The organism is Pseudoalteromonas sp. Bsw20308 (assembly GCF_000310105.2).
Classification (GTDB): domain Bacteria; phylum Pseudomonadota; class Gammaproteobacteria; order Enterobacterales; family Alteromonadaceae; genus Pseudoalteromonas; species Pseudoalteromonas fuliginea.
Map to the genome: position 1 here is coordinate 3,815,494 of NZ_CP013138.1, position 23,904 is coordinate 3,839,397.

At 39.3% G+C, this 23,904-nt stretch carries 22 protein-coding genes, 4 tRNA genes and 1 pseudogene; 12 read left to right on the forward strand and 15 right to left on the reverse strand.

Annotated elements, in window-relative coordinates; all coding sequences use genetic code 11:
• Positions 1–25: 25 nt before the first annotated feature.
• Entirely contained in the window at positions 26–1,090 is a 1,065-nt protein-coding gene (gene hemE, locus D172_RS16740; protein WP_002961084.1) for a uroporphyrinogen decarboxylase, read from the reverse strand.
• A 527-nt stretch (positions 1,091–1,617) separates the two neighbouring features.
• Between hemE and D172_RS16745 the strand changes: the two genes are divergently transcribed.
• Positions 1,618–2,088 (forward strand): Rsd/AlgQ family anti-sigma factor, encoded by a 471-nt coding sequence (locus tag D172_RS16745; RefSeq protein ID WP_007378903.1) that lies wholly within the window; start codon positions 1,618–1,620, stop codon positions 2,086–2,088.
• A gap of 83 nt (positions 2,089–2,171) precedes the next feature.
• Here the strand turns inward: D172_RS16745 and fkpA are convergent, their stop codons facing one another.
• On the reverse strand, positions 2,172–2,924 hold the full coding sequence (fkpA, locus tag D172_RS16750) for an FKBP-type peptidyl-prolyl cis-trans isomerase (protein ID WP_007378902.1): 753 nt from the start codon (positions 2,922–2,924) through the stop codon (positions 2,172–2,174).
• 214 nt (positions 2,925–3,138) lie between these two features.
• Between fkpA and D172_RS16755 the strand changes: the two genes are divergently transcribed.
• Positions 3,139–4,137: a WD40 repeat domain-containing protein gene (locus D172_RS16755; protein WP_007378901.1), complete on the forward strand. Its 999-nt coding sequence runs from the start codon at positions 3,139–3,141 to the stop codon at positions 4,135–4,137.
• Positions 4,124–4,339: a SlyX family protein gene (locus D172_RS16760; protein WP_007378900.1), complete on the forward strand. Its 216-nt coding sequence runs from the start codon at positions 4,124–4,126 to the stop codon at positions 4,337–4,339. Before D172_RS16755 ends, D172_RS16760 begins: the two co-directional genes overlap by 14 nt.
• Before the next feature lie 32 nt (positions 4,340–4,371).
• Here the strand turns inward: D172_RS16760 and D172_RS16765 are convergent, their stop codons facing one another.
• Positions 4,372–4,575, reverse strand: a complete 204-nt coding sequence (locus tag D172_RS16765) for a YheV family putative zinc ribbon protein (protein WP_007378899.1) — start codon at positions 4,573–4,575, stop codon at positions 4,372–4,374.
• A gap of 132 nt (positions 4,576–4,707) precedes the next feature.
• Here D172_RS16765 and D172_RS16770 point away from each other — a divergent pair, with 132 nt between their 5' ends.
• The 5 genes from D172_RS16770 to D172_RS16790 all read left to right on the forward strand — a co-directional run bounded on the left by D172_RS16770 (position 4,708) and on the right by D172_RS16790 (position 9,958).
• Complete coding sequence (locus D172_RS16770; protein WP_007378898.1) at positions 4,708–6,630, forward strand: ATP-binding cassette domain-containing protein; 1,923 nt, start codon at positions 4,708–4,710, stop codon at positions 6,628–6,630.
• Complete coding sequence (locus D172_RS16775; RefSeq protein WP_007378897.1) at positions 6,614–7,027, forward strand: TIGR02444 family protein; 414 nt, start codon at positions 6,614–6,616, stop codon at positions 7,025–7,027. Before D172_RS16770 ends, D172_RS16775 begins: the two co-directional genes overlap by 17 nt.
• Before the next feature lie 426 nt (positions 7,028–7,453).
• On the forward strand, positions 7,454–8,443 hold the full coding sequence (locus D172_RS16780) for a hydrolase (protein WP_007378895.1): 990 nt from the start codon (positions 7,454–7,456) through the stop codon (positions 8,441–8,443).
• Complete coding sequence (locus tag D172_RS16785; protein WP_007378894.1) at positions 8,443–8,697, forward strand: YheU family protein; 255 nt, start codon at positions 8,443–8,445, stop codon at positions 8,695–8,697. Before D172_RS16780 ends, D172_RS16785 begins: the two co-directional genes overlap by 1 nt.
• A gap of 64 nt (positions 8,698–8,761) precedes the next feature.
• Positions 8,762–9,958, forward strand: a complete 1,197-nt coding sequence (locus D172_RS16790) for a dipeptidase (RefSeq protein WP_007378893.1) — start codon at positions 8,762–8,764, stop codon at positions 9,956–9,958.
• Positions 9,959–10,470: 512 nt separating this feature from the next.
• Here D172_RS16790 and tuf read toward each other — a convergent pair.
• The 8 genes from tuf to murB form a co-directional block, all read right to left on the reverse strand.
• Positions 10,471–11,655, reverse strand: a complete 1,185-nt coding sequence (gene tuf, locus D172_RS16795; RefSeq protein ID WP_058230523.1) for an elongation factor Tu — start codon at positions 11,653–11,655, stop codon at positions 10,471–10,473.
• Positions 11,656–11,783: 128 nt separating this feature from the next.
• A tRNA-Thr gene (locus D172_RS16800) sits at positions 11,784–11,859 on the reverse strand.
• Between the two features lie 11 nt (positions 11,860–11,870).
• Positions 11,871–11,945 (reverse strand) — tRNA-Gly (locus tag D172_RS16805).
• 44 nt (positions 11,946–11,989) lie between these two features.
• Positions 11,990–12,074, reverse strand: a tRNA-Tyr gene (locus D172_RS16810).
• 40 nt (positions 12,075–12,114) lie between these two features.
• Positions 12,115–12,190: transfer RNA gene (locus D172_RS16815), tRNA-Thr, on the reverse strand.
• 126 nt (positions 12,191–12,316) lie between these two features.
• Entirely contained in the window at positions 12,317–13,027 is a 711-nt protein-coding gene (locus D172_RS16820; protein ID WP_007378050.1) for a type III pantothenate kinase, read from the reverse strand.
• A complete protein-coding gene (gene birA / locus D172_RS16825; RefSeq protein ID WP_007378049.1) occupies positions 13,024–14,016 on the reverse strand; it encodes a bifunctional biotin--[acetyl-CoA-carboxylase] ligase/biotin operon repressor BirA in 993 nt (330 codons plus the stop codon). Before birA ends, D172_RS16820 begins: the two co-directional genes overlap by 4 nt.
• Positions 14,013–15,023, reverse strand: a complete 1,011-nt coding sequence (murB, locus tag D172_RS16830) for a UDP-N-acetylmuramate dehydrogenase (protein ID WP_007378048.1) — start codon at positions 15,021–15,023, stop codon at positions 14,013–14,015. The genes birA and murB overlap by 4 nt, the downstream gene beginning before the upstream one ends.
• 142 nt (positions 15,024–15,165) lie before the next feature.
• On the opposite strand from murB, the gene D172_RS16835 reads away from it, so the two are divergent.
• Positions 15,166–17,007, forward strand: coding sequence for a M1 family metallopeptidase (locus tag D172_RS16835; RefSeq protein ID WP_007378047.1), 1,842 nt, complete (start codon positions 15,166–15,168; stop codon positions 17,005–17,007).
• 53 nt (positions 17,008–17,060) lie between these two features.
• Here the strand turns inward: D172_RS16835 and D172_RS16840 are convergent, their stop codons facing one another.
• Complete coding sequence (locus tag D172_RS16840) at positions 17,061–17,654, reverse strand: DUF2057 domain-containing protein (protein ID WP_007378046.1); 594 nt, start codon at positions 17,652–17,654, stop codon at positions 17,061–17,063.
• A gap of 92 nt (positions 17,655–17,746) precedes the next feature.
• On the opposite strand from D172_RS16840, the gene D172_RS16845 reads away from it, so the two are divergent.
• The 3 genes from D172_RS16845 to D172_RS16855 all read left to right on the forward strand — a co-directional run bounded on the left by D172_RS16845 (position 17,747) and on the right by D172_RS16855 (position 21,245).
• On the forward strand, positions 17,747–18,118 hold the full coding sequence (locus tag D172_RS16845) for a histidine triad nucleotide-binding protein (RefSeq protein WP_007378045.1): 372 nt from the start codon (positions 17,747–17,749) through the stop codon (positions 18,116–18,118).
• Positions 18,119–18,337: 219 nt separating this feature from the next.
• Complete coding sequence (locus D172_RS16850) at positions 18,338–18,994, forward strand: helix-turn-helix transcriptional regulator (RefSeq protein ID WP_007378044.1); 657 nt, start codon at positions 18,338–18,340, stop codon at positions 18,992–18,994.
• A gap of 94 nt (positions 18,995–19,088) precedes the next feature.
• Positions 19,089–21,245, forward strand: a complete 2,157-nt coding sequence (locus tag D172_RS16855; protein WP_007378043.1) for a response regulator — start codon at positions 19,089–19,091, stop codon at positions 21,243–21,245.
• Positions 21,246–21,285: 40 nt separating this feature from the next.
• Here the strand turns inward: D172_RS16855 and D172_RS16860 are convergent, their stop codons facing one another.
• The 3 genes and pseudogenes from D172_RS16860 to D172_RS21900 form a co-directional block, all read right to left on the reverse strand.
• Positions 21,286–21,861 (reverse strand): hypothetical protein, encoded by a 576-nt coding sequence (locus D172_RS16860; RefSeq protein ID WP_007378042.1) that lies wholly within the window; start codon positions 21,859–21,861, stop codon positions 21,286–21,288.
• Positions 21,861–22,538: an AHH domain-containing protein gene (locus D172_RS16865; RefSeq protein WP_007378041.1), complete on the reverse strand. Its 678-nt coding sequence runs from the start codon at positions 22,536–22,538 to the stop codon at positions 21,861–21,863. The genes D172_RS16860 and D172_RS16865 overlap by 1 nt, the downstream gene beginning before the upstream one ends.
• Positions 22,539–22,656: 118 nt before the next feature.
• Positions 22,657–23,861 (reverse strand): annotated as a pseudogene (locus D172_RS21900) (sugar phosphate nucleotidyltransferase).
• Positions 23,862–23,904 lie beyond the last annotated feature (43 nt).

The following is a 23,904-nucleotide window of genomic DNA, read 5'->3' on the forward strand; positions in this document are numbered from 1 at the left end:
GTTTTAAAGCTTGTTTAAGTGACTATTACTTATGGTACTTAGCACTTAGCTCATGTACTGCATTAATGAATACGCCAGCATTTTCAGGGTCTACATCTGGTGTAATACCGTGGCCTAGGTTAAACACGTGGCCATTGCCTGTACCGAAGTCTTCTAAAATAGTGCCTACTTCTTGGCGAATACGCTCTGGTGTACCGTGTAACATAGATGGGTCCATATTACCTTGTAGAGCTACTTTATCACCCACACGGCGTTTAGCGTCGCTGATATTAATAGTCCAATCAAGACCAATTGCATCACAGCCTGTTGCCGCAATAGCTTCAATCCATTGACCACCATTTTTAGTGAACAAAGTAACCGGTACTTTACGACCGTCGTACTCACGAATTAAGCCATCTACAATTTTATGCATGTATTGTAGTGAAAATTCGTTGTAATCGCGCGGGCTTAATACACCGCCCCATGAGTCAAATACCATTAGCGATTGCGCGCCAGCTTTAATTTGAGCATTTAAGTAATCAATAACTGAATCAGCTAACTTATCGAGTAATAAATGAAGTGTTTGCGGTTCTGCAAACGCCATTTTTTTAATTTTACCAAATACTTTGCTGCTACCGCCTTCAACCATATAAGTTGCTAGCGTCCAAGGTGAACCAGAAAAACCAATAAGCGGTACTTCACCTTTAAGTTCACGACGAATAGTGCTTACCGCGTTCATTACGTAGCCAAGCTCGTCAGTTGGATCAAGTTTTGGAATTTTTTTAACATCAGCAAGTGATGAAATAGGACGTTCGAACTTAGGACCTTCGCCAGTTTCAAAGTACAGACCTAAACCCATCGCATCTGGAATCGTTAAAATATCACTAAATAAAATAGCAGCATCTAACGGGTAGCGACGTAGTGGCTGCAGTGTAACTTCACATGCAAGCTCAGCATTACGGCACAGGCTCATAAAATCGCCCGCTTGTGCACGTGTAGCGCGATACTCTGGTAAATAGCGTCCTGCTTGGCGCATCATCCATACCGGAGTTACATCAACAGGTTGTTTTGCAAGTGCACGTAAATAACGGTCGTTTTTTAATTCGCTCATGGCGTAAATGATCCTAAGACTTGTATAAATTGTGCAAGATTGTACCACCATATTCTCCGACCCTCTATTGCTTAGGGACGAAAACAGCCTTACCTAGAGGCAGATCAATATAATCTACGGTTTCAACCTATTTTGACTATAAAACAAGCAAACAAACCATAACATTTAAAACTTTTTATTAATATGTTTGCAACATCGAAAAAAGCTTGTTATTGTTTGTCCCGCGTTAACAAAAACAATAATAAAAATCTTAAAATAATAAAAATAAAAGTTTTAAAATAACAACAATAAAAATTATCTCATAAAAATAAGAAAGCTTGTTATAACAAGCCAATTAAAGAAATTAGACCACCTTAACCGGTGGTTTTTTCTTGCCTACAATAAATCTCACCATTTACCATTCAATAAATTACATCGCTTTTAGAACATCTGTTTTACTTGTTGATATACACGCAAATTAAATATATCTTGATGTATATAAACTTATTATACTTAATTTAAAGACCAACCCAGCTAGGAGAACAGTTATGCTGACGCGTGTAGAAAAAGCTCAACAGAAATGGGGTGGTAGCCACACAGTAATCGATAAATGGTTAAATGAACGCCAAGAGCTTATTGTGCTCTTTTGTAAAATGGCTGGTTTTTCTCCATATGATAAAAAGGATCATGCTTTACCAGAGCCTGATCAAATTGAATCTTTTTGCCAAATTCTGATGGATTACTTGTCTGCTGGTCATTTTGAAATTTATGATGACATTGCTAAAGCTTGTGAAAATAAAGGCCCAAAAAGCCAAGAACTTGCCAATGCAATTTACCCGCGCATTTCTAGTACAACTGATATTGCACTGGATTTTAACGATAAATACGCAGAAGTAGATAAAGAAGACTTATTAAAAGATTTTGATAACGATTTATCTGTTATCGGTGAAGCGCTAGAAGCACGATTTGCGTTAGAAGATGAGCTTATTGATAACTTGTTTTCTAATCACACAAATTAATACGTTACTTACACGTATTAAAAAAGGGACCTAAGGTCCCTTTTTGCATTCATAAGCTAAATAACTTTTAGTTTATATGATGATTATTTTGCAGGAGCTGCGTCTTCATCGTTTTGAATTTCAAGTAATTCAACATCAAAAATAAGTGTTGAGTTAGCAGGAATTTTACCTAAATCGCGGTCGCCGTAAGCAAGTTCTGAAGGAATAGTAAACTTGTACTTAGAACCCACTGACATAAGCTGTAAACCTTCAGTCCAACCCGCAATTACGCGGTTAAGAGGGAAAGTTGTAGGTTCGTTGCGTGCATATGAGCTATCAAACTCAGTACCGTCTAATAAAGTACCTTTGTAGTGTACTTTAACTACATCAGTTGCTACTGGCTTTTCGCCATCACCTTCACTAAGCACTTCGTACTGCAGGCCAGACTCCGTTACTGTAACGCCTTCTTTTTTAGCGTTATCAGCTAAGTATTTAACACCCGCTTCTTTGCTTTTTTCAGACTCAACTTTTGCTGTTTCTTCTTGCTTAGTACGTACTGATGTATCTAATGCAGTTAACACTTCACGAATTTTTTCTTCGTCAATTTTTGCATTACCAGCAAGTGCATCTTCAAAACCACGAATTAAAAGTGCTTGGTCTAGTTCAATACCAATTTCAGTTTTGTCTGCTAGATCTTTATTTAAAAAGTTACCTACAGATGCACCAATACCGTATGCTTGTTGCTGTTCAACAGTGTCTAGCTTAACTTCTGCTTGCTCTTTTTTTGCTTCTTGATTACAAGCTGTAAGCGCTAAAACTGACGCTGCAATCAATGACAATTTAATCGTCTTTTTCATTTTAAATCTCCGACACACTTTGCAGTTGTCATTTATTGTATTATTACTAGTTAAAGATTAACGGCCTACATGATAGGCTGCTTGTTTAATGACTAAATTTCACATTGTTAGCTAAACTAAAAACATATCCAGTGATTAGACAAACAACCTAGGCATTCAACGCGTCCTAGTCTAACCTCTCAGTCACTAAGAGTTAAGAGGAAATACCTGTAACATGTCGATATTTCGTACTTTTTTAATCGTATTTAGCTGTTTTTTAGCCATCGCCTGTACCGATAAAAAACAACAGGCTGTAGCAAGCTACGAACATGCTGCGCAAGGTGCATTTTCATCAACGCTATCGAACGATGGTAAATACAGCTTGATCTCCTCCATTAACCATGGGGTCGCCCTATGGGATAATCAACAGCAAGTGCTAAAATACCAGTGGTTTCAGCAACAATCACAAGATAGCCTAGTGTATGCAGTAGCCATTGCTTTTGATAACAGCGTGGCCGTTACCGCCGAAAAAACCACGTTTGCGGTGTGGGATATAACCACAGGCAAAAATAAAGGTTATTACAAAATACAAAAAGCCAGTATTCGCGATATTGCCATTAGCAATCAAGGCCGTAGTGTTTTATACGGCCGTAGCGACGGCGTAGTTGTATTCATAAACCTTGAAACCGGCAGACGTATCGAATTTTTAGGCCACCAAGATAAAGTTAACACCGTTGATTTATCGCCCAACGGACGCTTTGCTTTAAGCGGCTCTAACGATTATGTTGCTTACTTTTGGGATACACGTACAGGGCAAGTAATTCATCGTTTTAATCACCCAACGCGTGTTACCCACGTAACGCTCGATCCACAAGGTCGCTATGCGTTTACGGCCGATAGTATGGCACAAGCAAATGTATGGAAGCTGACTACAGGTGATCTTGTGAGTAAACTGAAGTATATTGCGCGTCAGAAAATTTTTACTGCTGTGCGTTTTAACGAACAAGGCACTTTGCTTGCAACCGGCTCGCCAAATAAGCGCGTAGATTTGTGGCAAATACCAAGCGGTGAAAAAATTCAAACTTGGCAGGTTACCCCGCGCGAAGGCAGTAAGCCTAAATCGGCGGTGGTGCTAGATGTGACATTTACAGATAACGGTAAGTCGTTGTTAACCGAAAGCTCCAGCGGGATCGCAGAGCGATTTATTATACGAGAGAATAATGAACACAATTGAACATCGCTTAATGGAACTTGAAGCCAAAGTGGCTTTTCAAGACGAAACGATTGAAGTCTTAAATGATGAAATAAAAGTGCACCAACAGCTGTTAGCAAAAATGAAACGCCAAACCGAGCTGCTAGCAGAAAAAATTAAAGAGTCGCAGTCATCATCGTCTATGATGTCAGAAGCACCTGAGCCGCCTCCACCGCATTACTAAAGCCGGTAAAAATTAGGCAATAAAAAACCGGGTTAGTCGCCCGGTTTAAACACACCAATTACTTGTTCAAATTGGCGAGTAGACGCCTGAACAGCGTTATCGGGTTGCGCCATTTTATGACCACACTCAACACACTCTACTTTTTCAACATCATGTTCTCTGTATAGCATCATAGTATCCATGGCTTTGCAGTCAGGGCACGATGCACCAGCAATAAATCGCTTCTTTTGTCTCACAACATTTTTCCTGTGGTTTGAACTGCCGCTATTTTATCGTATAACTTCACTTGTTGATACGCTTGATAAGCGCATTAAGTTCTATGTTATGATAGCGCCAACTTAACAAGGGCACAGCAAAGTAACGCATTCATGATCCAAATCTCAGAAATAGAACTACTTCGTGGCGGTAAAGCCTTATTAAAAAACGCATCAGCTACGTTATTTCCAGAACACAAAGTAGGCCTTGTTGGCGCTAATGGCTGTGGAAAATCAACGTTATTTGGTTTACTAAAATCAGAACTGCAACTAGATGCCGGTAATTGCAATATTCCAAAAGATTGGTCTATTGCCTCAGTAAAGCAAGAAACTCCAGCCCTTGAAATAAGCGCAATTGATTATGTACTCCAAGGCCATCCAGAATACTATGCAATGCGTATAGCACTGCGTGAGGCCGAGCAAAACAACGATGGCGACACACAAGCCAAAGTACATATTCAGCTTGAAAACATTAAAGGCTATAGCATTGAATCAACCGCAGGTGAGCTATTACACGGCTTAGGCTTTGCTAATAACCTAATAGAAAACCCTGTAAGCTCGTTTTCGGGTGGTTGGCGTATGCGTTTAAACCTTGCCCAAGCATTAATACGCGACGCCGATTTACTATTACTCGATGAGCCAACAAACCACCTTGATTTAGATGCCGTTTATTGGCTTGAACGCTTTTTACGCGCTTACACCGGCACCCTTGTACTTATATCGCATGACCGTGAGTTTTTAGATGCGGTGGTTGATCAAATTTGGCACGTAGATAAGCAACTTATCAACGTTTACAAAGGTAACTACTCGCAGTTTGAACGCCAAAAAGCAGAGCGTTTACTACAACAACAAGCAATGTTTGATAAGCAACAAGATCAAATTGCGCACCTTGAGCAGTTTATAACGCGCTTTAAAGCAAAAGCCAGTAAAGCTAAACAAGCACAAAGCCGTGTGAAAGCACTTGAACGCATGGAAAAACTAGCGCCGGCACATGCCGACTCGCCATTTAACTTTGAGTTTGCAGAGCCAAAAGCATTACCAAACCCACTAATGACAATAGATAAAGCCAAAGCGGGTTATGGTGACGTCACTATTTTAAATAATATAGAGCTAAACCTTGTACCAGGCAGCCGAATTGCTTTACTTGGCCGAAATGGCGCAGGTAAATCAACATTAATTAAACTGCTTTCTGGTGATTTAGAGCCGCAAGCTGGCGAAGTTATTCAGCATCACGGGTTAAATATTGGTTACTTTGCGCAGCATCAGCTTGAATCTCTTGATTTAAAAGCCAGTGCAATAATGCACTTACAACGCCTCGACCCAAAAGCCACTGAGCAATCACTACGTGACTTTTTAGGTGGTTTTGCCTTTATTGGCGATAAAGCCCTTGAGCCCGTAGCCCCATTTTCGGGCGGCGAAAAAGCACGTTTAGTACTTGCCATGTTGGTATACCAAAAGCCAAACTTATTACTACTCGATGAGCCTACAAACCACCTTGATTTAGAAATGCGCCATGCACTTGTTATGGCACTGCAAGGCTTTGAAGGCGCCATGGTTACTGTATCGCACGACCGCCATATGCTTAAAAATACCGCCGATGAGTTTTACTTAGTAGATGACGGCAAAGTAACCCAGTTTGGTTACGATTTAGATGCGTATTACCAGTGGTTACTCAATGCGAATAAAGAAGCGGTTAAAGCGCAGCAAAGCGACGAGCCTAAAGCAAATCCGGGTGTTAACCGTAAAGAGCAAAAACGCTTAGAGGCTGAGTTTAGAAAGGCCACTCAGCCACTTAAAAAGCAAATTGAAAAGCTTGAAAAGCAACTCGATAAATTCACCGCTGAATTAAGTGAAGTTGAAGAAGCACTCGGCGATAACGAACTCTACAACGACGATAACAAAGCCAAGCTTAAAGAGTTATTAGCTAAGCAAGCAACCCTTACACCTAAACTTAACGACGTTGAAGAAGAGTTACTTATGGCACTTGAAGAAATGGAAGAAAAAGAGCAGGCATTCGCCGATGAACTTGCTCAATAGCGACCATTTTTGGCAGTTTGCGTGCACCTTGTACGCAAAGCCTGAGCAACAAACAACCTTGCTGGCACTACAAAACCAGCAAGGAAAAAACGTTAATTTATGCTTATTACTACTTTATTTAGATTCATTAAATTTAAGTATTAATACCCAACAGCTAAACGAGTTAACACAAGTAGTGAGTGAGTTTGATACTCACGTATTACAACCCCTGCGCGCCGCACACAGCTATTTAAAAACTAATCAGAATACGATAAGTGATTACGCTACAATACGCGCAGAGTTACTAAGCACTGAGCTAAAGCTTGAAAAACAACAGCAATGCATGCTCATAAGCACCGCTAACGGTCTTAAATTAAAAACTTCTGATACACCCAACAATATAAAGCTATACGTGTAAGTAAATACATTTCATACATTGTTGAAGTACGCACCGAATCTATAGAACACCCTCTTAAAGCATGATCTAAATCAACTTAACTTCGCACTTACATCTGCTTAAGTAAATAAATTGATCTCGATCACATTGCGACCTGCAAGCACCGCTTATGATTAACCCATCAAAAACGAGGGGAGCAACTTATGAGCGTATTCTTTAGAGACTTTTTTACAGATCCAGTTTTATTTATGTCTTTTGGGTTTTTAACCATTGTTGTTTCTCTGTGTATTTTTTTTGCTTTTTTCTTTCTTAAAAAGATACATGATGCAGAAGTTCCTGAACAAAATTAAGCACGACGCACAAAGCGCCCTATCAGTTACTGATTAGGCGCTTTTTATTCTTTTTGATACACTAGCGATTCTTTTTTGCAAAGTGTGTAGTACAAATATGATCCCACAGTTTAAACCCGCATGGTGGATGACAAACCGTCACGTTCAAACCATAATGCCGCGTTTTTTCCGCCCATTTCATAACACTAGCTACGAACTTGAGCAACTTGATACACCCGATGGCGATTTTATCGAACTTGCTTGGTCACTTCCGCATAACGAAACTGCACCTCTTGCTATAGTCCTTCATGGCCTTGAAGGTAATATAAATAGCTTTTACGCTAAAGGCATGATGAAGGCATTAAAAAAGCAAGGTTATGCAGTTGTGCTTATGCACTTTAGAAATTGCTCAACCGAAGTAAATCGCTTGCCTCGCGCATATCATAGTGGTGATACCGCCGACTTAGCTTTTTTTATTAATCATCTAAAGCAACAATATCCAAATAGACCCATGGTTGCCGTTGGCTTTTCTCTTGGCGGTAATGTACTTGCCAAATACTTAGGTGAACAAGCACTAGCATGTCCTTTAAGCGCGGCTGCGGTTGTTTCTGCACCTTATGATTTGTCGTCATCAAGCGATGTAATTCGTAAAAGCCTAGGTAAAATTTATCAAAAGTATTTGCTCGATCGGATGAAAAAATCAATGCAGCGAAAGCTGCCACAAATTAAGCAGCAAATATCTATCACTACCGATCAATTAATGAACATTGACGACCTATTAGAGTTTGATAACCAGCTAACGGCTCCTTTGCACGGCTTTGAAAACGCTCACGATTACTATCGTCAAGCCAGTGCGATGCCATATTTAAAGCATATTGCTGTGCCTACATTAATTATTCATGCAAAAGACGACCCCATGCTCTCAATTAAGGCCGTACCAAGTAGGCAAGACGTAAGTGAGCATGTTACGCTGCGCATCTCTGACAAAGGCGGACACGTTGGTTTTATTAGCGGTAAAAATCCGTTTAAGCCTATTTTTTGGTTAGAGAAGGCCGTGCCCAGTTATTTTGGGGAACATGTTTTAAATAAAGCGAGTAAAAAGCAGTAATGATCATCCCTTTTGAACAACTCGATAAAGATACGCTATACAACTTAATAGAAAGCTATGTTTTACGTGAAGGCACTGACTACGGTGAAGTAGAGGCAAGCATTGAATCGAAAGTAAACCAAGTTAAGCTTCAGCTTAAAAATGGTGAAGCGATGGTGTTTTTCTCTGAATTGCATGAGTCAGTTACTATTATTTCTAAGGGCGAATTTAAAGCGCTGCAAAGTGAAGAGCATCAAGCGCAGTCGTTTGATTAGTGCACAACACTTGTAACTTTTGAATTGAACGTACACAATGGCTTTTTACCCAAAGAGCCAAAACATGATAAAACTCAGCACTCTAGTGGTAGCCATATCACTAGCTTTAACTAGCCAAGCCCAAGCAGAACAAACAATAATAGCATCTGACAAGGCAATTAAACTCGCTAAAGACACCATTTTAATTGATACCCATATTGACGTACCTTATCGAATTCACGAAAGCTGGGTTGATGTAACCAAAGCAACAACTGATGGCGATTTTGACTATCCTCGCGCTGTAAAAGGCGGTTTAAACGCCCCATTTATGTCAATTTATATTCCTGCGCATTTAGAGTTTGAAGGTAAAGGAAAAAGCTATCAGCTAGCCAATCAAATGATTGATAGTATGGAAGCCATAGCCCAGCGCGCACCCGATAAGTTTGCTATTGCTAGCTCAAGTACTGATATAGAAGAGCAATTTAAACAAGGCAAGCTTTCTATAGCGATGGGTATGGAAAACGGCTCTCCTATTGAAGGGGATATGAAAAACCTTCAGCACTTTTACGACCGTGGCATTCGCTACATTACGCTAGCGCACTCGCAAAGCAACCATATTTCGGATTCGTCTTACGATATACGCCGTAAATGGAAAGGCTTAAGCCCATTTGGTAAAGAGCTTGTCACTGAAATGAATAATATTGGTATGCTAATCGATGTATCGCATATTTCTGATGATGCGTTTTATCAGGTTATGGAGCTTTCTAAAACACCAGTAATTGCCTCTCATTCATCACTTCGTAAATACACGCCTGGCTTTGAGCGCAATATGAATGACGATATGTTATTAGCGCTGAAAAAAAATGGCGGCGTTATTCAAATCAACTTTGGCTCAAGCTTTGTTACCGCTAAAGCAGGTAGTTGGGGCAAGCAATTAAAAAACACAAAAGAGTCAGCTAAAAAAGAAGGCACTAAGTTAAGTAAAGATTTTGATGCTGCGTACCGCGCTAAAAACCCATACCCATTTGCAAGTCTTGAGCAAGTGCTTGACCATATTGATCACGTAGTTGAGCTAATTGGTATTGATTATGTAGGTATTGGCTCTGATTATGATGGGGTTGGCGATTCATTACCTATCGGTTTAAAAGATGTATCTAGCTACCCTAATCTTGTTCAAGGTTTAATGGATAGAGATTACAGCGATAAAGATATTAAAAAGATTCTTAGCGGTAATTTATTAAGAGTTTTAAAACAAGCTGAAGAGTATGCGAAAAAGCATTAAAGCTTTTATCATATATTAGTAATTGGCTAAAAGACCAAGAGCTAACTCAATATAAGCACGGCCTAGCCGTGCTTTTTTTATATCTAAGAGCTCAGTTATTTTCAGCAACCTTTTTCCTCGGGTTTCGTAAAACTCAACCCAAGCTACGGCAATAAAGCTATACCTAGGAGCAAATCACTTTTCTTCAGGCATTAAAAAAGGCCACCTGAGTGACCTTTTTCTAACAATTAACTTAAAAGCTAATTATTACGCTTTGACCGTTGCTACAAAGCACCTACGCCTAAGGTAAGAGCGCCACCTTCATATGACACTTTTCTTCAGGCATTAAAAAAGGCCACCTGAGTGACCTTTTTATAACAATTAACTTTAAAGCTAATAATTACGCTTTGAACGTTGCTACAAAGCACCTACGCCTAAGGTAAGAGCGCCACCTTCATATGACACTTTTCTTCAGGCATTAAAAAAGGCCACCTGAGTGACCTTTTTCTAACAATTAACTTAAAAGTTAATTATTACGCTACGATAGTTGCTACAACACCAGCACCTACAGTACGGCCACCTTCACGGATAGCAAAACGAAGACCTTCATCCATCGCGATTGGTGCGATTAGAGTTACTGTCATCTTGATGTTATCACCAGGCATTACCATTTCTACGCCTTCTGGTAACTGTACGTCACCAGTTACGTCAGTTGTACGGAAGTAGAACTGTGGACGGTAACCTTTGAAGAATGGAGTATGACGACCACCTTCATCTTTAGAAAGTACGTATACTTCTGAAGTGAATGTAGTATGTGGGTTGATTGAACCAGGCTTAGCTAGTACTTGACCACGTTCAACGTCTTCACGCTTAGTACCACGTAGAAGTGCACCAATGTTCTCACCAGCACGACCTTCGTCAAGAAGCTTACGGAACATTTCAACACCAGTACAAGTAGACTTAGTAGTCTCTTTGATACCAACGATTTCAACTTCGTCATTTACGTTGATGATACCAGCTTCAACACGACCAGTTACAACAGTACCACGACCTTGGATTGAGAAAACGTCTTCGATAGGCATGATGAAAGGCTTATCGATGTCACGCTCTGGCTCTGGGATGTAAGAATCAAGTGCGTTTGCAAGCTCAACAATCTTATCTTCCCACTCTTTCTCGCCTTCTAACGCTTTAAGCGCAGAACCAGCGATTAGAGGTAAGTCATCACCTGGGAAATCGTATTCAGAAAGAAGTTCACGGACTTCCATTTCTACTAGTTCAAGTAGCTCTTCGTCATCTACCATGTCACATTTGTTCATGAACACGATGATGTAAGGAACGCCAACTTGACGAGAAAGAAGGATGTGCTCACGTGTTTGTGGCATAGGGCCATCTGTCGCAGCAACTACTAAGATCGCGCCATCCATTTGAGCAGCACCAGTGATCATGTTTTTAACATAATCGGCGTGACCAGGACAATCTACGTGTGCGTAGTGACGTGTAGGGGTATCGTATTCAACGTGAGACGTTGAAATAGTGATACCACGTTCGCGCTCTTCAGGAGCGTTGTCGATTGATGCGAAATCTTTAGCAACACCGCCGTATACTTTTGCAAGTACGTTAGTGATTGCTGCAGTTAGTGTAGTTTTACCGTGGTCAACGTGGCCGATTGTACCAACGTTTACGTGCGGTTTTACGCGTTCAAACTTTTCTTTTGCCATGACGGAACCTATCAGTTTTGTGTATCTAAATTACATATGAAAATAATCCACCAGAGGTAGATTAAGTTAATTTTTTCAAATAGTATTTTCTGACAGATAAAGGAAGTAATCAAGGAGATTCTTAGGACTGGTGCTGATAGGCAGAGTCGAACTGCCGACCTCACCCTTACCAAGGGTGCGCTCTACCAACTGAGCTATATCAGCAACACAAGAACTGGAGCGGGCAGCGGGAATCGAACCCGCATCATCAGCTTGGAAGGCTGAGGTAATAGCCATTATACGATGCCCGCATAAAAATCTGTTCTTAAACTACCTCTAACCGTCAAGAATAAAGTGGTGGAGGGAGCTGGATTCGAACCAGCGAAGGCTGAGCCGTCAGATTTACAGTCTGATCCCTTTGGCCGCTCGGGAACCCCTCCACGATAATTCTCTACTAATTCACTTCCGGTAAAAGGAAAGTGGTGCCGACTAACCGAGTCGAACGGTTGACCTACTGATTACAAGTCAGTTGCTCTACCAGCTGAGCTAAGTCGGCACTGCTTTAGTACGGGGCGAGATATTAGAGTAAGGTTTATTGGGATGCAACTATAAAATTAAAAAAAGTGTAAATTTTTAGTTTAAATGCTCAATATTCACGCGAAAACACGTTTTTTGCACTTTTTTATGTTGTTTTGTTTAGCTGATGCCAGTAATTTAATCCTTTCATTACGAGTAATGAATCAAAAATACTTCCTGCAAATTGCTGCTGTAAAAGTAAGCCATAGCCACCAGCAAAAATTATTTGTACTTTTTGCTCTGTTTTTTTATCCGTTAAGTGCAACTTAGCTTGCTCAATTGCTCCAATGGTTGCGACTAAAGCACCGTTTTTTAAACCATTAGGCGTATTTTTACCCAGTTCATTGGTGAATGGAGTTTTACCGTCATCAAAAACACGTTGAGTATTTTGTGTAAGTGATGAGGTCATTAAATCAAGCCCGGGTAAAATCCAGCCACCTAAATGTAGGCCTTCACTATCGAGCACATCAATTGTTGTCGCAGTACCCGCATCAACAACAATACATACTGTGTTTGGATATAACGTAAAGCCTGCAATAAGCGCAAGCCACCTGTCTATGCCTAAGTTACCCACATGCTCGTAAGCGCATACAAGATTTCCAAGCGTTTTGGTTACCTTGGCCTCAAAGCTAGTAATATTATTACTAGCCGCTTGCACGAGAATATCATTTAGTAAATCACTGCGCCCTACGCACGCATAAATCACTTCGGTTATTTGTAACCAAGGTAGGTTATTTATATCTGCTGGTTGTGCTTGCTCGTTATGCCACAGCACAGCTTTTAGTGATGTATTTCCTACGTCGATCAGTAATCTCATACTTGCGCCTTTCTGAGGGAGACTTCCCCACCGTAATAACTTTTTACTTCACCATCTTGGCGAATTCGTATTCCACCTTGTGGGTCAATACCTTCGCATATTCCACGCCAGCTTCGGTGTCCTGTATTTAGCTCAACATAATCGCCAGCAAACGCATTAAGCGAATTCCATTGCTCATACATATCTTGTAAGCCAGTTTGACGATACTGCACTAAACGCTGCTCTAAATGATAAGTAAGTGACGCCACCAGCTGGTTTTTATCAAGCTTTTGAGTATGTTGATTTAAATCGGTCCACGCTTGGTCTATATTTTTACTAAAACTTTCTGGCATTTGTAAATTAATACCTATACCAATCACTAACTGACAAGGTCCTTGCGGTTGCCCATCTAATTCAACCAATACACCTGCAAGTTTTTGTTTATTTATATAAATATCGTTAGGCCATTTAAGCTCTACGTCAATTTGGTATAACGCTTTAATTGCATCATAAACAGCAAGGCCTACCGCAATTGATACACCCATTGCAGCTTGTAAGCCGTCATCTAAACGCCAAAAATAACTGTAATACAAATTAGCGCCAAATGGGGATTGCCAAACACGGCCGCGTCGGCCGCGCCCTGCTTGCTGCATTTCAGCAACAATAACAGTACCAGACTCAAGCGCTGTTTTAGCCTGTATACGGCGCATAAGCTCGCTGTTGGTCGAATCAATAATAGGGTGTACTTCTACATCGGCAGTATTAGCACCTAGCGCTTTGTAGTGCTGATCAATTTGTGTTTTATTTAAAAGGCCCACCTGACTATTCAAACAGTAGCCTTTGCCAGTCACTTTAAAAATATCCAAGCCCATTTCTTGTAACGTTTTGATATGTTTACTCACCGCAGCTCGGCTAATTCCTAGCTTTTCACCCAAGGCTTGTCCAGATACAAAGCCCCCTTGGTTAAGTGCATTTAAAATAGCGAGTTTGTTTCCATCAGGTGCTTTCATTGCTCAGGCTCCGCGTTAATATGGCATTCGCTGCGCGCATCTATTAAACGCACTTCGTGTTCTAGCATAATGCCGTAACGCGTATAAACCACTTGCTGAATGTGTTTAATCATTTTTATTAGGTCAATACCTTCACTATTTCCGTGATTAACAAGTACTAGTGCTTGTTGTTGATGCACTTCTATACCGGCCTCGCGGTGCCCTTTTAAACCACTTTGATCGATTAACCAACCTGCCGCGACCTTGTGATGACTTTGCCCATATTCGTAATGAGGTAAATCTACAAATTGCTTTAATAGCTCAGCTAACTGCTGGTTGGTTATTATAGGGTTTTTAAAAAAGCTACCCGCATTGGCAAGTGTATATGGGTTAGGTAATTTGCTATTGCGAGTTTGTATTACTTGATCGAACACAGCTTGCGGGGTAATGCTTGAGAGCTGCTGCAAAGGGCCATAACTTAATACTGGTTGCCATTTTTTTGGGAGCGCTAAATGCACTTGCGTGATCACCGCTTTATTTTTGAGAGTATTTTTAAATATTGAGTCTCTGTAAGCAAATTCACATTGCTCGTTATTTAGTGAATGCATAGTTTTAGTGGTTATATCAAAGTACTCTACCAACTCAACAAATTTAGCTATCTCAACGCCATAAGCACCAATATTTTGTACCGGCGATGCGCCAACAGTGCCCGGTATAAGTGCTAGATTTTCAAGCCCGGGTATATTTTTCTCTAATAAATAGCTAACTAGTTGATGCCAGTTTTCGCCTGCAGCAATACTTATTAGTGTGTCGCTCTCACGCTCGGTAATTTTAATACCTTTTAAGGCTATTTTTATAACCGTACCCATGTAGTCATTTAAAAATACGGTATTACTGCCCTCGCCTAGCAAACAAAACGGTGCACTAAAACTTTGCGTTTTAAGTTGCTCAAGCTGAGTAATTTCAACAAAATTTTTGCATTGGCTGTTTAATGCGAATGTATGTAAGGACTGTAATGAATGCGCCACAAAGCTCTCTAAAAATACCGGTAACTAATCGCAATAGTTTACCTCATCGTCGCAAATGTGGCACTAGATTGTAAAAATCACTCAACCCGCCGTGTCAATCGTGATATAAAACCTGCACTTTTTATTTGTGTTCAGAGTAATGATGAAAATTAAACCTCTTTTTTTAAGCCTCGCTATGGCGGGTATGTGTTCGCAAGCAATGGCTAATGCGATAGACCAAAACTCGTATGCTAACCTTGATGATGTTGTTACTACTCACTTAAACCTTGATTTAGATGTCGACTTTGCCGACAAGCAGTTAGAAGGTTTTGTAGAGCATACTCTTCAGTGGAACAACAGCAAAAGTAGAACTCTCGTACTTGATACCCGCGACTTAGACATTGATAAAGTAATGTACAAAGATCAAAGCGGTAACTGGAAAAAAGCGACTTTTGATTTAGCTAAGCGAGATGACGTTAAAGGCTCAAAGCTTACTATTGTGTTTAAAAACCAAGCTGAGGTAGTTCGTATTTACTACAACAGTCGTCCAGAAGCTTCAGGCCTGCAATGGTTAACACCAGAGCAAACGGCAAGTAAAACGCATCCATTTATGTACAGCCAATCGCAAGCAATTCATGCACGTAGTTGGATCCCAGTGCAAGATACACCCGCAATGCGTGTAACTTACTCTGCACGAATTCATACACCAAAAGATATACGTGCTGTAATGAGTGCCGACAACAAAGATGCGCTTTATAAAGATGGCGACTACATTTTTGATATGCCACAAGCAATTTCACCTTACCTAATTGCTATTGGCGCAGGTAACTTAGAATTTAAAGCCATGTCGCGCCAAACAGGTATTTTTGCTGAGCCGACAATTTTAGATGCCTCAGTTGCTGAATTTGACGACACCCAAGCCATGATCGACAAAACAAACGCGATGTACGGCGAATATGCATGGGGTCGCTACGACTTATTAATGCTACCACCAAGTTTTCCGTTTGGTGGCATGGAAAACCCACGCTTATCATTTATTACTCCAACTGTTGTTGCTGGTGATAAAAGCTTAGTTAACCTTATTGCTCACGAGCTTGCTCATTCTTGGTCAGGTAACTTAGTAACTAATGCAACGTGGGAAGATTTATGGTTAAACGAAGGTTTTACCTCGTACGTTGAAAACCGCATTATGGAAGAAGTATTTGGCCGTGACCGTGCGGTTATGGAACAAGCACTTGATTCAGCGTCTTTACGCGCACAACTTAAAACAATTGATGCACCAGATACACGCCTTAATTTAAAACTTAACGGCCGCGACCCAGACGATGCATTCAGCTCAGTGCCTTACACTAAAGGTCAATTATTTTTAATTTACCTAGAAAACAAATATGGTCGCGATAAGTTTGACCCGTTTATAAAAGCGTACTTTAAAGAGTTTTCGTTTAAATCACTTACTACCGCGCAATTTGTTACTTACTTAAAAGCTAACTTAATAGAAAAGTATCCTGGTGTTGTAAGCATGGATAAAGTAAACGAATGGATTTTTGAACCTGGATTACCAAGTGATGCGCCAAACCCTACTTCTGATGCATTTGATAAAGTAGATACAGCAACAGCAGCATGGCTAAAAGGCGACACAACTGCAACTCAACTGCCAACGGCTGATTGGTCTGTGCATGAGTGGCTACACTTTTTAAATAACTTACCACGCGATTTAAGCATAGAGAAAATGAGCGAGCTTGATAGTGAATTTAACCTAACGCAATCAACTAACGCTGAACGTGCGTTTGCTTGGTTTATGCTAGCAGTAGGTAATGGTTATCAACCAATTTATCCTGCGCTTAATAAGCACTTATCAGGTATTGGCCGTCGTAAGTTAATTGTGCCGTTATATAAATCACTTATCACTAATGGTAAAAAAGACTGGGCACAAAGCGTGTACTTAAAAGCACGTCCTGGGTATCACCCTCTTGCACAAGGTACTATTGACGCATTATTTGAATAAATAGCGTTAACTAGACACTAAAAAGGGCCAAATTTGGCCCTTTTGTTTTTCTGTTATTTTGTCACTTTTTCTAAAAAAGCTTTACGCTCTACAGTTGTGGCTTGTTGCCACCAAAAATCAAGCATATTCGCTGCGCTTGGCATCCCCTGACTATTAACAGGCCCTAGTGGCTTATTTGATTTTTGAGAAACAACAGCCGAACTTACCATTGGTTTCATCGGCTTTACTTTTTCCATTTGATTATTGGAAATAACAGTTAAGGGTTCAGGCAATGAACTGCCTTTGGCTTGTAAACTCACCTCTGGTACTTCTGCAAATAGTTTCGCCGACACGGCGTTATCTGCCCGATTAAACACCAAAGTGTAATTTTTCCCAGCTTCAACGGTAACATCTACCCAAAACGGTTCTGACTCAATCACTTCATGATCGTCAAAGCCTTGTTCATATAAGTCGGTATATTTTAATTTTAGCTGATAAGTACCCGGCGCAAGCTCTAAATCATCAACCCGACTAAATAGAGAGCTTTCTATAACACGCTCTCCAACTTGTAATGGCACAAACTCTTCAGGGAAGTGAATATTTTCTGCCATACTCGATACACTAAATAACAGCACTGCCGCACTGCCCATTAATACTGATTTACGCATATTTACTCCTTTAGTTATTTTCAGTTTGACACTGCTATGAAATTTTGTCATTAGTGAGCCTAAATTTCATAATATTTAATTAGGGACATACCATGAGTCAAAATACAATTTTTACAAAAATAATTAATCGTGAAATTCCAGCAGACATTATTTATGAAGATGATGATACCCTTGCATTTAAAGATATAAATCCTCAAGCCCCATTCCATGTATTGATTATCCCAAAAAAAGCAATTGCCACTATCAATGATATAAATGATGAAAATTCATACTTAATTGGCAATTTATATACCGTAGCAGCAAAGTTAGCTAAACAACATAATTTTGCAGACAACGGCTATCGAGTAGTAATGAACTGTAACGAGCATGGTGGGCAAACTGTATACCATATACACTTGCATATGCTTGCAGGGAAAGAGATGGGCTGGCCTCCGTATCAAGATGTTAAAAAGAGTTTTATTTAAATAATGACTTTTATTGTACTCTTTTAATATACGTTAAGTGCTAAATGTTAATATTTCTCATGTTTAACAAACGAAAAACAATTACTTATTTGCAACATTTTATGTTTAAATAATCGTAAAATCGTACTTGTTTTCAAGTAAAATAGCGACTTTCTAATACAAAAGGTGTGGAAGTCGTGATAAACTTAATCAGTCAGCTTTATAAAAGAGTATAAAAATATGAGCAGTTCTGCCTTTTTGTTATTAGATCAAGAGCCAATTAATACTATTGGCATTAACGTTTTAGAACCTTTGTTAAAAACGCAAGGCCTTGACGTAACCACAGGTACAAACATTTTAGATATACCTGAAGGGACTCGATTACTGTTTATTGAAACATCAAGTAAAGATGCATGGGGAAAGCTAAAAGAACAATTAGTAAACCTACGCGTTAAATGCGATATCATATTATTTAACCTAGACGAAAATCCAGAACTAGCTAACCGTGCATTATTAAGCGGTATTCGTGGTGTGTTTTATACGACTGATAACGCCGATGTATTAATGAAAGGTATTCGTTTATTAATGGAAGATCAGCTTTGGTATCGCCGTGATATAATGTGTAACGCATTAAACCGTATGCTGCAGTTTAATAAAGATGCACTTCATAAGCTAACCGAAGGTGATATAGAACCAGTTAAATTAACTAAACGAGAAAAAGCAATTATCTCGTTAATGAGTAATGGTTCTAAAAATAAAGAAATTGCTGAAGAATTAAGTATTAGTCCGCACACTGTAAAAACTCATCTATACAGTGCATTTAGAAAAACTAAATGTCGTAATCGCATTGAGCTATTGTCTTGGGCGCAGCAAAATATACCAGACGAAATTCGTTAAATACGCATTTCGTTTAAATATAAAAACAGACACTTAGGTGTCTGTTTTTATATTTACTACCCACTTGTTAAAACATTACTTCGCTGGAAACTAAATGCTCGACTCTTTCACTCTTTACTTTGCCAGCATAGCCATAGTGGTTGTAATGACCTTGCTTAATTTTTTAACATGGCGAACAAACAAGCAAACTCCAGGTACGCTGCTTTATATTTTTTACCCTATTTTATTACTGGGTTCTGTTATTGGTTTTACCCTTGTTGGTAATACACATAATTTAGTTATTATTAGCATTGCCAGTAGCATGATGTTTGCAGCTTCTATTGTGCATTGCCTATCACTCAGCCAATTTTTAAATTATCACGGTATTGGCTTCAAATTAATCTGCTCATTTACTGCTTTTAGCGCTGTAATGCTCGGTTATTACACCTTTTATGATCCCTCTTTACACGAACGAGTTATTGCATCTGATATACAACATATAGCTGAAGCTATATTTTTATTATTTATATTTATCAAACATGCCCGTGCGCCCTATCCTAATGGCAGTATTGTATACATTATTATATTGACTCTCGTTGCTTTTAGTTTTATTGGCCGCTCGTTATTTATGGACGATATTGAACAAAGTAATCTATTAATTAATGGCTGGTTTAGCTCACTATTATTTTTAAATGGCGTCATTGCACCTATGTTCTATGCTGCAGGCATGGCCTTATTGTGTAATGAACGCAGAGAACAACACCTTAATAAATTAGCGGATAAAGCACAAAAAGACTTAGAAATACGCGGACTATTTCTCTCAACTATTAGCCACGAAATACGCACCCCACTGAATGGTATTTTAGGCAGCGCTCAGCTTGTCATGAACCAAACAAGTGATACCCGTAATAAAGCTTATTGCGAGGCAATTATAAACTCCGCCGAATCACTCAATTTACTCGTAGATAAAGTACTTGATTACGCAAGCCTAGATCAAAGTGATGAAGCACTTTATGAAGAAGATATAGAATTTAAAACATGGCTCAATAATTTATGTCTATTACTGAGCCCACTTGCCGAACAAAAACATCTTAAATTTGAGCTTGTGTGCAATATTCCAGAGCAAGCTTGTTATTACTGCGACCAACAAAAACTTAGGCAAATTATTATTAACTTAGTGGGTAATGCCATTAAATTTACCGACCACGGTGTTGTGAAAATTCAAGTTGATTTAATTTTAGAGAAACAACTTGAACACACCATAAAAATAAGTGTGAAGGACTCTGGCCCAGGCATAGAAAACGACGAGATAGCTTACTTAACAGAACCTTATGTACAAAGTAGCGCAGGTAAAGAAAAAGGTGGAACCGGCCTAGGTTTAGCCATTACCAGCCGTTTGCTTGAAAAGCTTAGTAGCCGACTCGAAATTGCAAGCCAACTCGGTACAGGCAGTGTATTTAGCTTTATCGTCACTTTTACTTTGGGCGAACTAAGTTTAGTAGAGCAGCGACACCAGACTAAAGATTACCTAACAGGCCTTGATGTATTATTGGTTGAAGATTTAGATTTGAACCAAAAAATTGCTATCGAATTTATGGCCGACGATGAGCACAAAATTAAGCTCGCAAAAGATGGGAAAAGCGCTATTGAGCTTATGCAAAAACATCACTTTGATGTAGTGTTACTTGATATGAACTTACCTGACTTAACAGGCCAAGAAGTACTTAAACGCCTAAAGCACATAGATCATAAGAATCAACGAACTCCTGTGCTCGCTTTTACTGCAAGCCTTAGCCCCGACGAAGTAAAAGAATATTTAGAATTAGGAATAAAAGATATTGTTGGCAAGCCTATTAAACACCAAAAGCTTCGCCAAGCACTTAGCGACTCTCAATCAAATCAAACGGCTAATATTACTGTAGAACTTATTGACACTTTGTACGACGAAACCGCAGCAGAGACACTAACCACTTCGTTTAGTGAAGATGAAGTATCGTCTATTTATAACGAATTTGTACTTTCAGCACGAAATAAACTCATTCGTTGCCAAGAGCTTACTACTCAGCATCCAGAGCAATGTATTAAGCTTTTACATCGCCAGGCAAGCACAGCCTTACAGTTAGGTTTTAATCGTTATGGTATAGCGCTAAAAAAAATAGAGCGCCGCTTACTCGATAAAAAACCACACAACAACATGCTTGATGATGCGTTAGATCTGTGGCAACAAAGCTTAGAGCAATATTTAAAGTTTGTGCGCGGGCAGTTAGAGTGAAATTAAAAAAGCGTTAAGGTTTTTTAAATTTCACTTTAAGTTAATCAAATCTTGCTACCTCTTCAAAGTTAAGACCTGTGAAACCATGTGCTTGCAAGGCACAAAAGAGGTTTAAAGAAACATCTTTATCATTTTTACGAGAATCAAAAATATATGTACCTTCAAATCGATCTTCTGGCATTTTAAATATACAGCTATGCTTAGGTAATTTTTCTTTTTTGAATATCGCTTTTTGTAATCCAATATTTAAGCTTGGCAGCATAAAAGTACTCATTTCAACATCTAAGATGCCCTCTATTTTTCGAGTGACATTATAAAAGTACCAGTTGTCATCACCTACATAGAAAGGCAATAACTCTCCCGAATCTTCAAAAATCTCCGCCAATTCATTTGCTACATGATCCCTTATAGCAAGACCCTGTAAATTTATTGCTGCCATATCACCTATAGGAGTCTTTTTTTCTTGATTATAATGCGCACTAAAATTTATTAATGTCGACTCTTTTGATGAACCATCAGGCTTCCATAGGTCAGGTTCACATAAAGCTTCGCTATCAGGAAATATGACTCTGTAATGATTAACATCCGGCGTTATTTTATAAATTACTTTACTCATTAGTACCCATAAACTCCATTCTGTAACGATATAGCGATTGCTTGTAATATCGCGGCACACTCGCTACGTGTATTTGCTAACGATAGTTGATTAGTAATATTTAGGTAATATAACTCTGTATGAATTTTTGCATGATTAGAAGCTTCAGGCATAGCAGGGTGTGGAACGTAATTTTCATTCTTAGGTAAAAAAACACCATTACTTGGATCATCTATTCGGATTTTAAATTTTGCAAGTATCTTTCTGGCAGCCCGAGCCAATTCATGAGTTCCAGAGACAATAGCATGGGTGGCCGTATTAGGTGGTTTTTTCCCAGCTCCTGTTGCAGACATATATCGTGTCATTCGCTGCGGCCGATGTTTTTCTACTAAAAGAGCCTCAGCCGTTGTATTGTTTGCCATTTCTGCATAACGTGAATATGCTAACAAACCAAATTTAACACTTCTAGTCGCTATTTTATTATAAAGACGCGCAGCATGTTGAGCAACCTCAGCTTCAGTAAGCCTACGTTCGGTCTCTTTTAAAGTTTTATCTAACTCATTTGAAATAAGATTTTCAGAATCTCGAAACTTATAAATCACACCTGATTCACGAATACTATCACGTAACCCTTTCAGGAGTTCAGCAGGCTCGATCTGAATAGCTGTCGGCAAAGGTTTATCCATATAATTATTCATTAAACGTCCCTATAATTAAAACTACCGGCATAGTATTTCAAATTAATTTTTATTTCAATCAGTAGCTTTGTTACTCTAAATATGACTACATCATTAAGCAACCACTGTATTTAAATGCCTATCTTCCATATTTATCATCAAATCGCTCTATATCGCTTTCATTAAGTACAGCACCGGTTTGCACTTCAATGACTATTAACGGCTCTTTTTGATTATTAGCCAAGCTATGAATTTTTTTGCGGCGATATAACACGATTGAACTTGCATTAGCGTATGCGCTTGCTCATTAATACATACATCTACAATACCCGAAACCCAATGTTCAGGGCGATGCTGATGGCGCTGCGTCGAAAGCTTAGCACCACTGTTAACAGTAATTTTCTTAACTTTAAAGCCAGTGCCTTTAACCAAAGTACGGTAATTTCCCCATGGGCGAAAAACCACTTGATGATGGTTAAGTTTATCGGTCTGTGTTGTAGCAATTTGCCTAAGTAACAAAGGCAGAGAATCTAGCTAATTTTGGCTTGCAATTAACGTGGCATCATGGGTATGAATAATCGCTAAGTCACTTACTCCAAGCGTGGCAATAGTGTGTTCAGCCTCGTTAATAACTAAGTTATTAGTACTTTTTTTAGCCACATAATTAGCATTTAAACTATTACCGTTTTCATCTTTTTTTGTAAGTGCATCAAGGGATGAAAAACTACCTACATCACTCCATTTTAAATCAACAGACATAACAACTACGCTATTACTGCGCTCTAAAATGGTGTAATCAATTGAATCGCTTGGGCGGGTAAACCCTAAATCTTTAGTAAATAGTGCTACAGCGACACTCATTGCTATTTTTGGCGCAAACCGTTCCAGCAATAGCCGCGCCTTGTTTTATATAGCCATAGCCATAGCCATAGCCATAGCCAGTATATGCCTCTATAGGCGTAAGAGAAAACGTCACTAACTTACCTTGCTCGGCAAGATTTACAGCTCCAGGGAGCTTAGTCGTTGATATATCAAGTTTTTTAATACATAGTGGGCGGCTAATGCGATGGCTGGAGCGGTATTTTTACCTTTGGGTTCGAGTAATAATGCAGTAGGAATTGAGCTTTCAGCCTGCTCGGCGGCAATAAATCGGTGCTGCTCATTACACACTAAAATAGCATTATCAAACAACTCATTAGAAACACGCGCCAATGTACTTTGCAGCAATGACGTGTTTTCATTTAGTAGTGGTAAAAATTGTTTAGGCATTGCTTGGCGAGAAAGCGGCCACAAGCGAGAGCCTATGCCACCAGCTAAAATTACAGGAGTGATTAAAGTGTTCATGATGTATATTAGCCGCCAACAAAAATATCAGCGACTATTTTAA

Bases quoted from the DNA above. Each gene is read 5' to 3' on its own strand.
- D172_RS16860 (WP_007378042.1), bottom strand. From the start codon at position 21,861: ATGAGTAAAGTAATTTATAAAATAACGCCGGATGTTAATCATTACAGA.
- D172_RS16865 (WP_007378041.1), bottom strand. From the start codon at position 22,538: ATGAATAATTATATGGATAAACCTTTGCCGACAGCTATTCAGATCGAG.
- D172_RS16745 (WP_007378903.1), top strand. From the start codon at position 1,618: ATGCTGACGCGTGTAGAAAAAGCTCAACAGAAATGGGGTGGTAGCCAC.
- D172_RS16785 (WP_007378894.1), top strand. From the start codon at position 8,443: ATGATCATCCCTTTTGAACAACTCGATAAAGATACGCTATACAACTTA.
- D172_RS16775 (WP_007378897.1), top strand. From the start codon at position 6,614: ATGAACTTGCTCAATAGCGACCATTTTTGGCAGTTTGCGTGCACCTTG.
- D172_RS16850 (WP_007378044.1), top strand. From the start codon at position 18,338: ATGAGCAGTTCTGCCTTTTTGTTATTAGATCAAGAGCCAATTAATACT.
- fkpA (WP_007378902.1), bottom strand. From the start codon at position 2,924: ATGAAAAAGACGATTAAATTGTCATTGATTGCAGCGTCAGTTTTAGCG.
- hemE (WP_002961084.1), bottom strand. From the start codon at position 1,090: ATGAGCGAATTAAAAAACGACCGTTATTTACGTGCACTTGCAAAACAA.
- D172_RS16780 (WP_007378895.1), top strand. From the start codon at position 7,454: ATGATCCCACAGTTTAAACCCGCATGGTGGATGACAAACCGTCACGTT.
- D172_RS16760 (WP_007378900.1), top strand. From the start codon at position 4,124: ATGAACACAATTGAACATCGCTTAATGGAACTTGAAGCCAAAGTGGCT.
- D172_RS16840 (WP_007378046.1), bottom strand. From the start codon at position 17,654: ATGCGTAAATCAGTATTAATGGGCAGTGCGGCAGTGCTGTTATTTAGT.
- D172_RS16790 (WP_007378893.1), top strand. From the start codon at position 8,762: ATGATAAAACTCAGCACTCTAGTGGTAGCCATATCACTAGCTTTAACT.
- D172_RS16835 (WP_007378047.1), top strand. From the start codon at position 15,166: ATGAAAATTAAACCTCTTTTTTTAAGCCTCGCTATGGCGGGTATGTGT.
- tuf (WP_058230523.1), bottom strand. From the start codon at position 11,655: ATGGCAAAAGAAAAGTTTGAACGCGTAAAACCGCACGTAAACGTTGGT.
- D172_RS16855 (WP_007378043.1), top strand. From the start codon at position 19,089: ATGCTCGACTCTTTCACTCTTTACTTTGCCAGCATAGCCATAGTGGTT.
- D172_RS16770 (WP_007378898.1), top strand. From the start codon at position 4,708: ATGATCCAAATCTCAGAAATAGAACTACTTCGTGGCGGTAAAGCCTTA.
- birA (WP_007378049.1), bottom strand. From the start codon at position 14,016: ATGAAAGCACCTGATGGAAACAAACTCGCTATTTTAAATGCACTTAAC.
- D172_RS16755 (WP_007378901.1), top strand. From the start codon at position 3,139: ATGTCGATATTTCGTACTTTTTTAATCGTATTTAGCTGTTTTTTAGCC.
- D172_RS16845 (WP_007378045.1), top strand. From the start codon at position 17,747: ATGAGTCAAAATACAATTTTTACAAAAATAATTAATCGTGAAATTCCA.
- D172_RS16820 (WP_007378050.1), bottom strand. From the start codon at position 13,027: ATGAGATTACTGATCGACGTAGGAAATACATCACTAAAAGCTGTGCTG.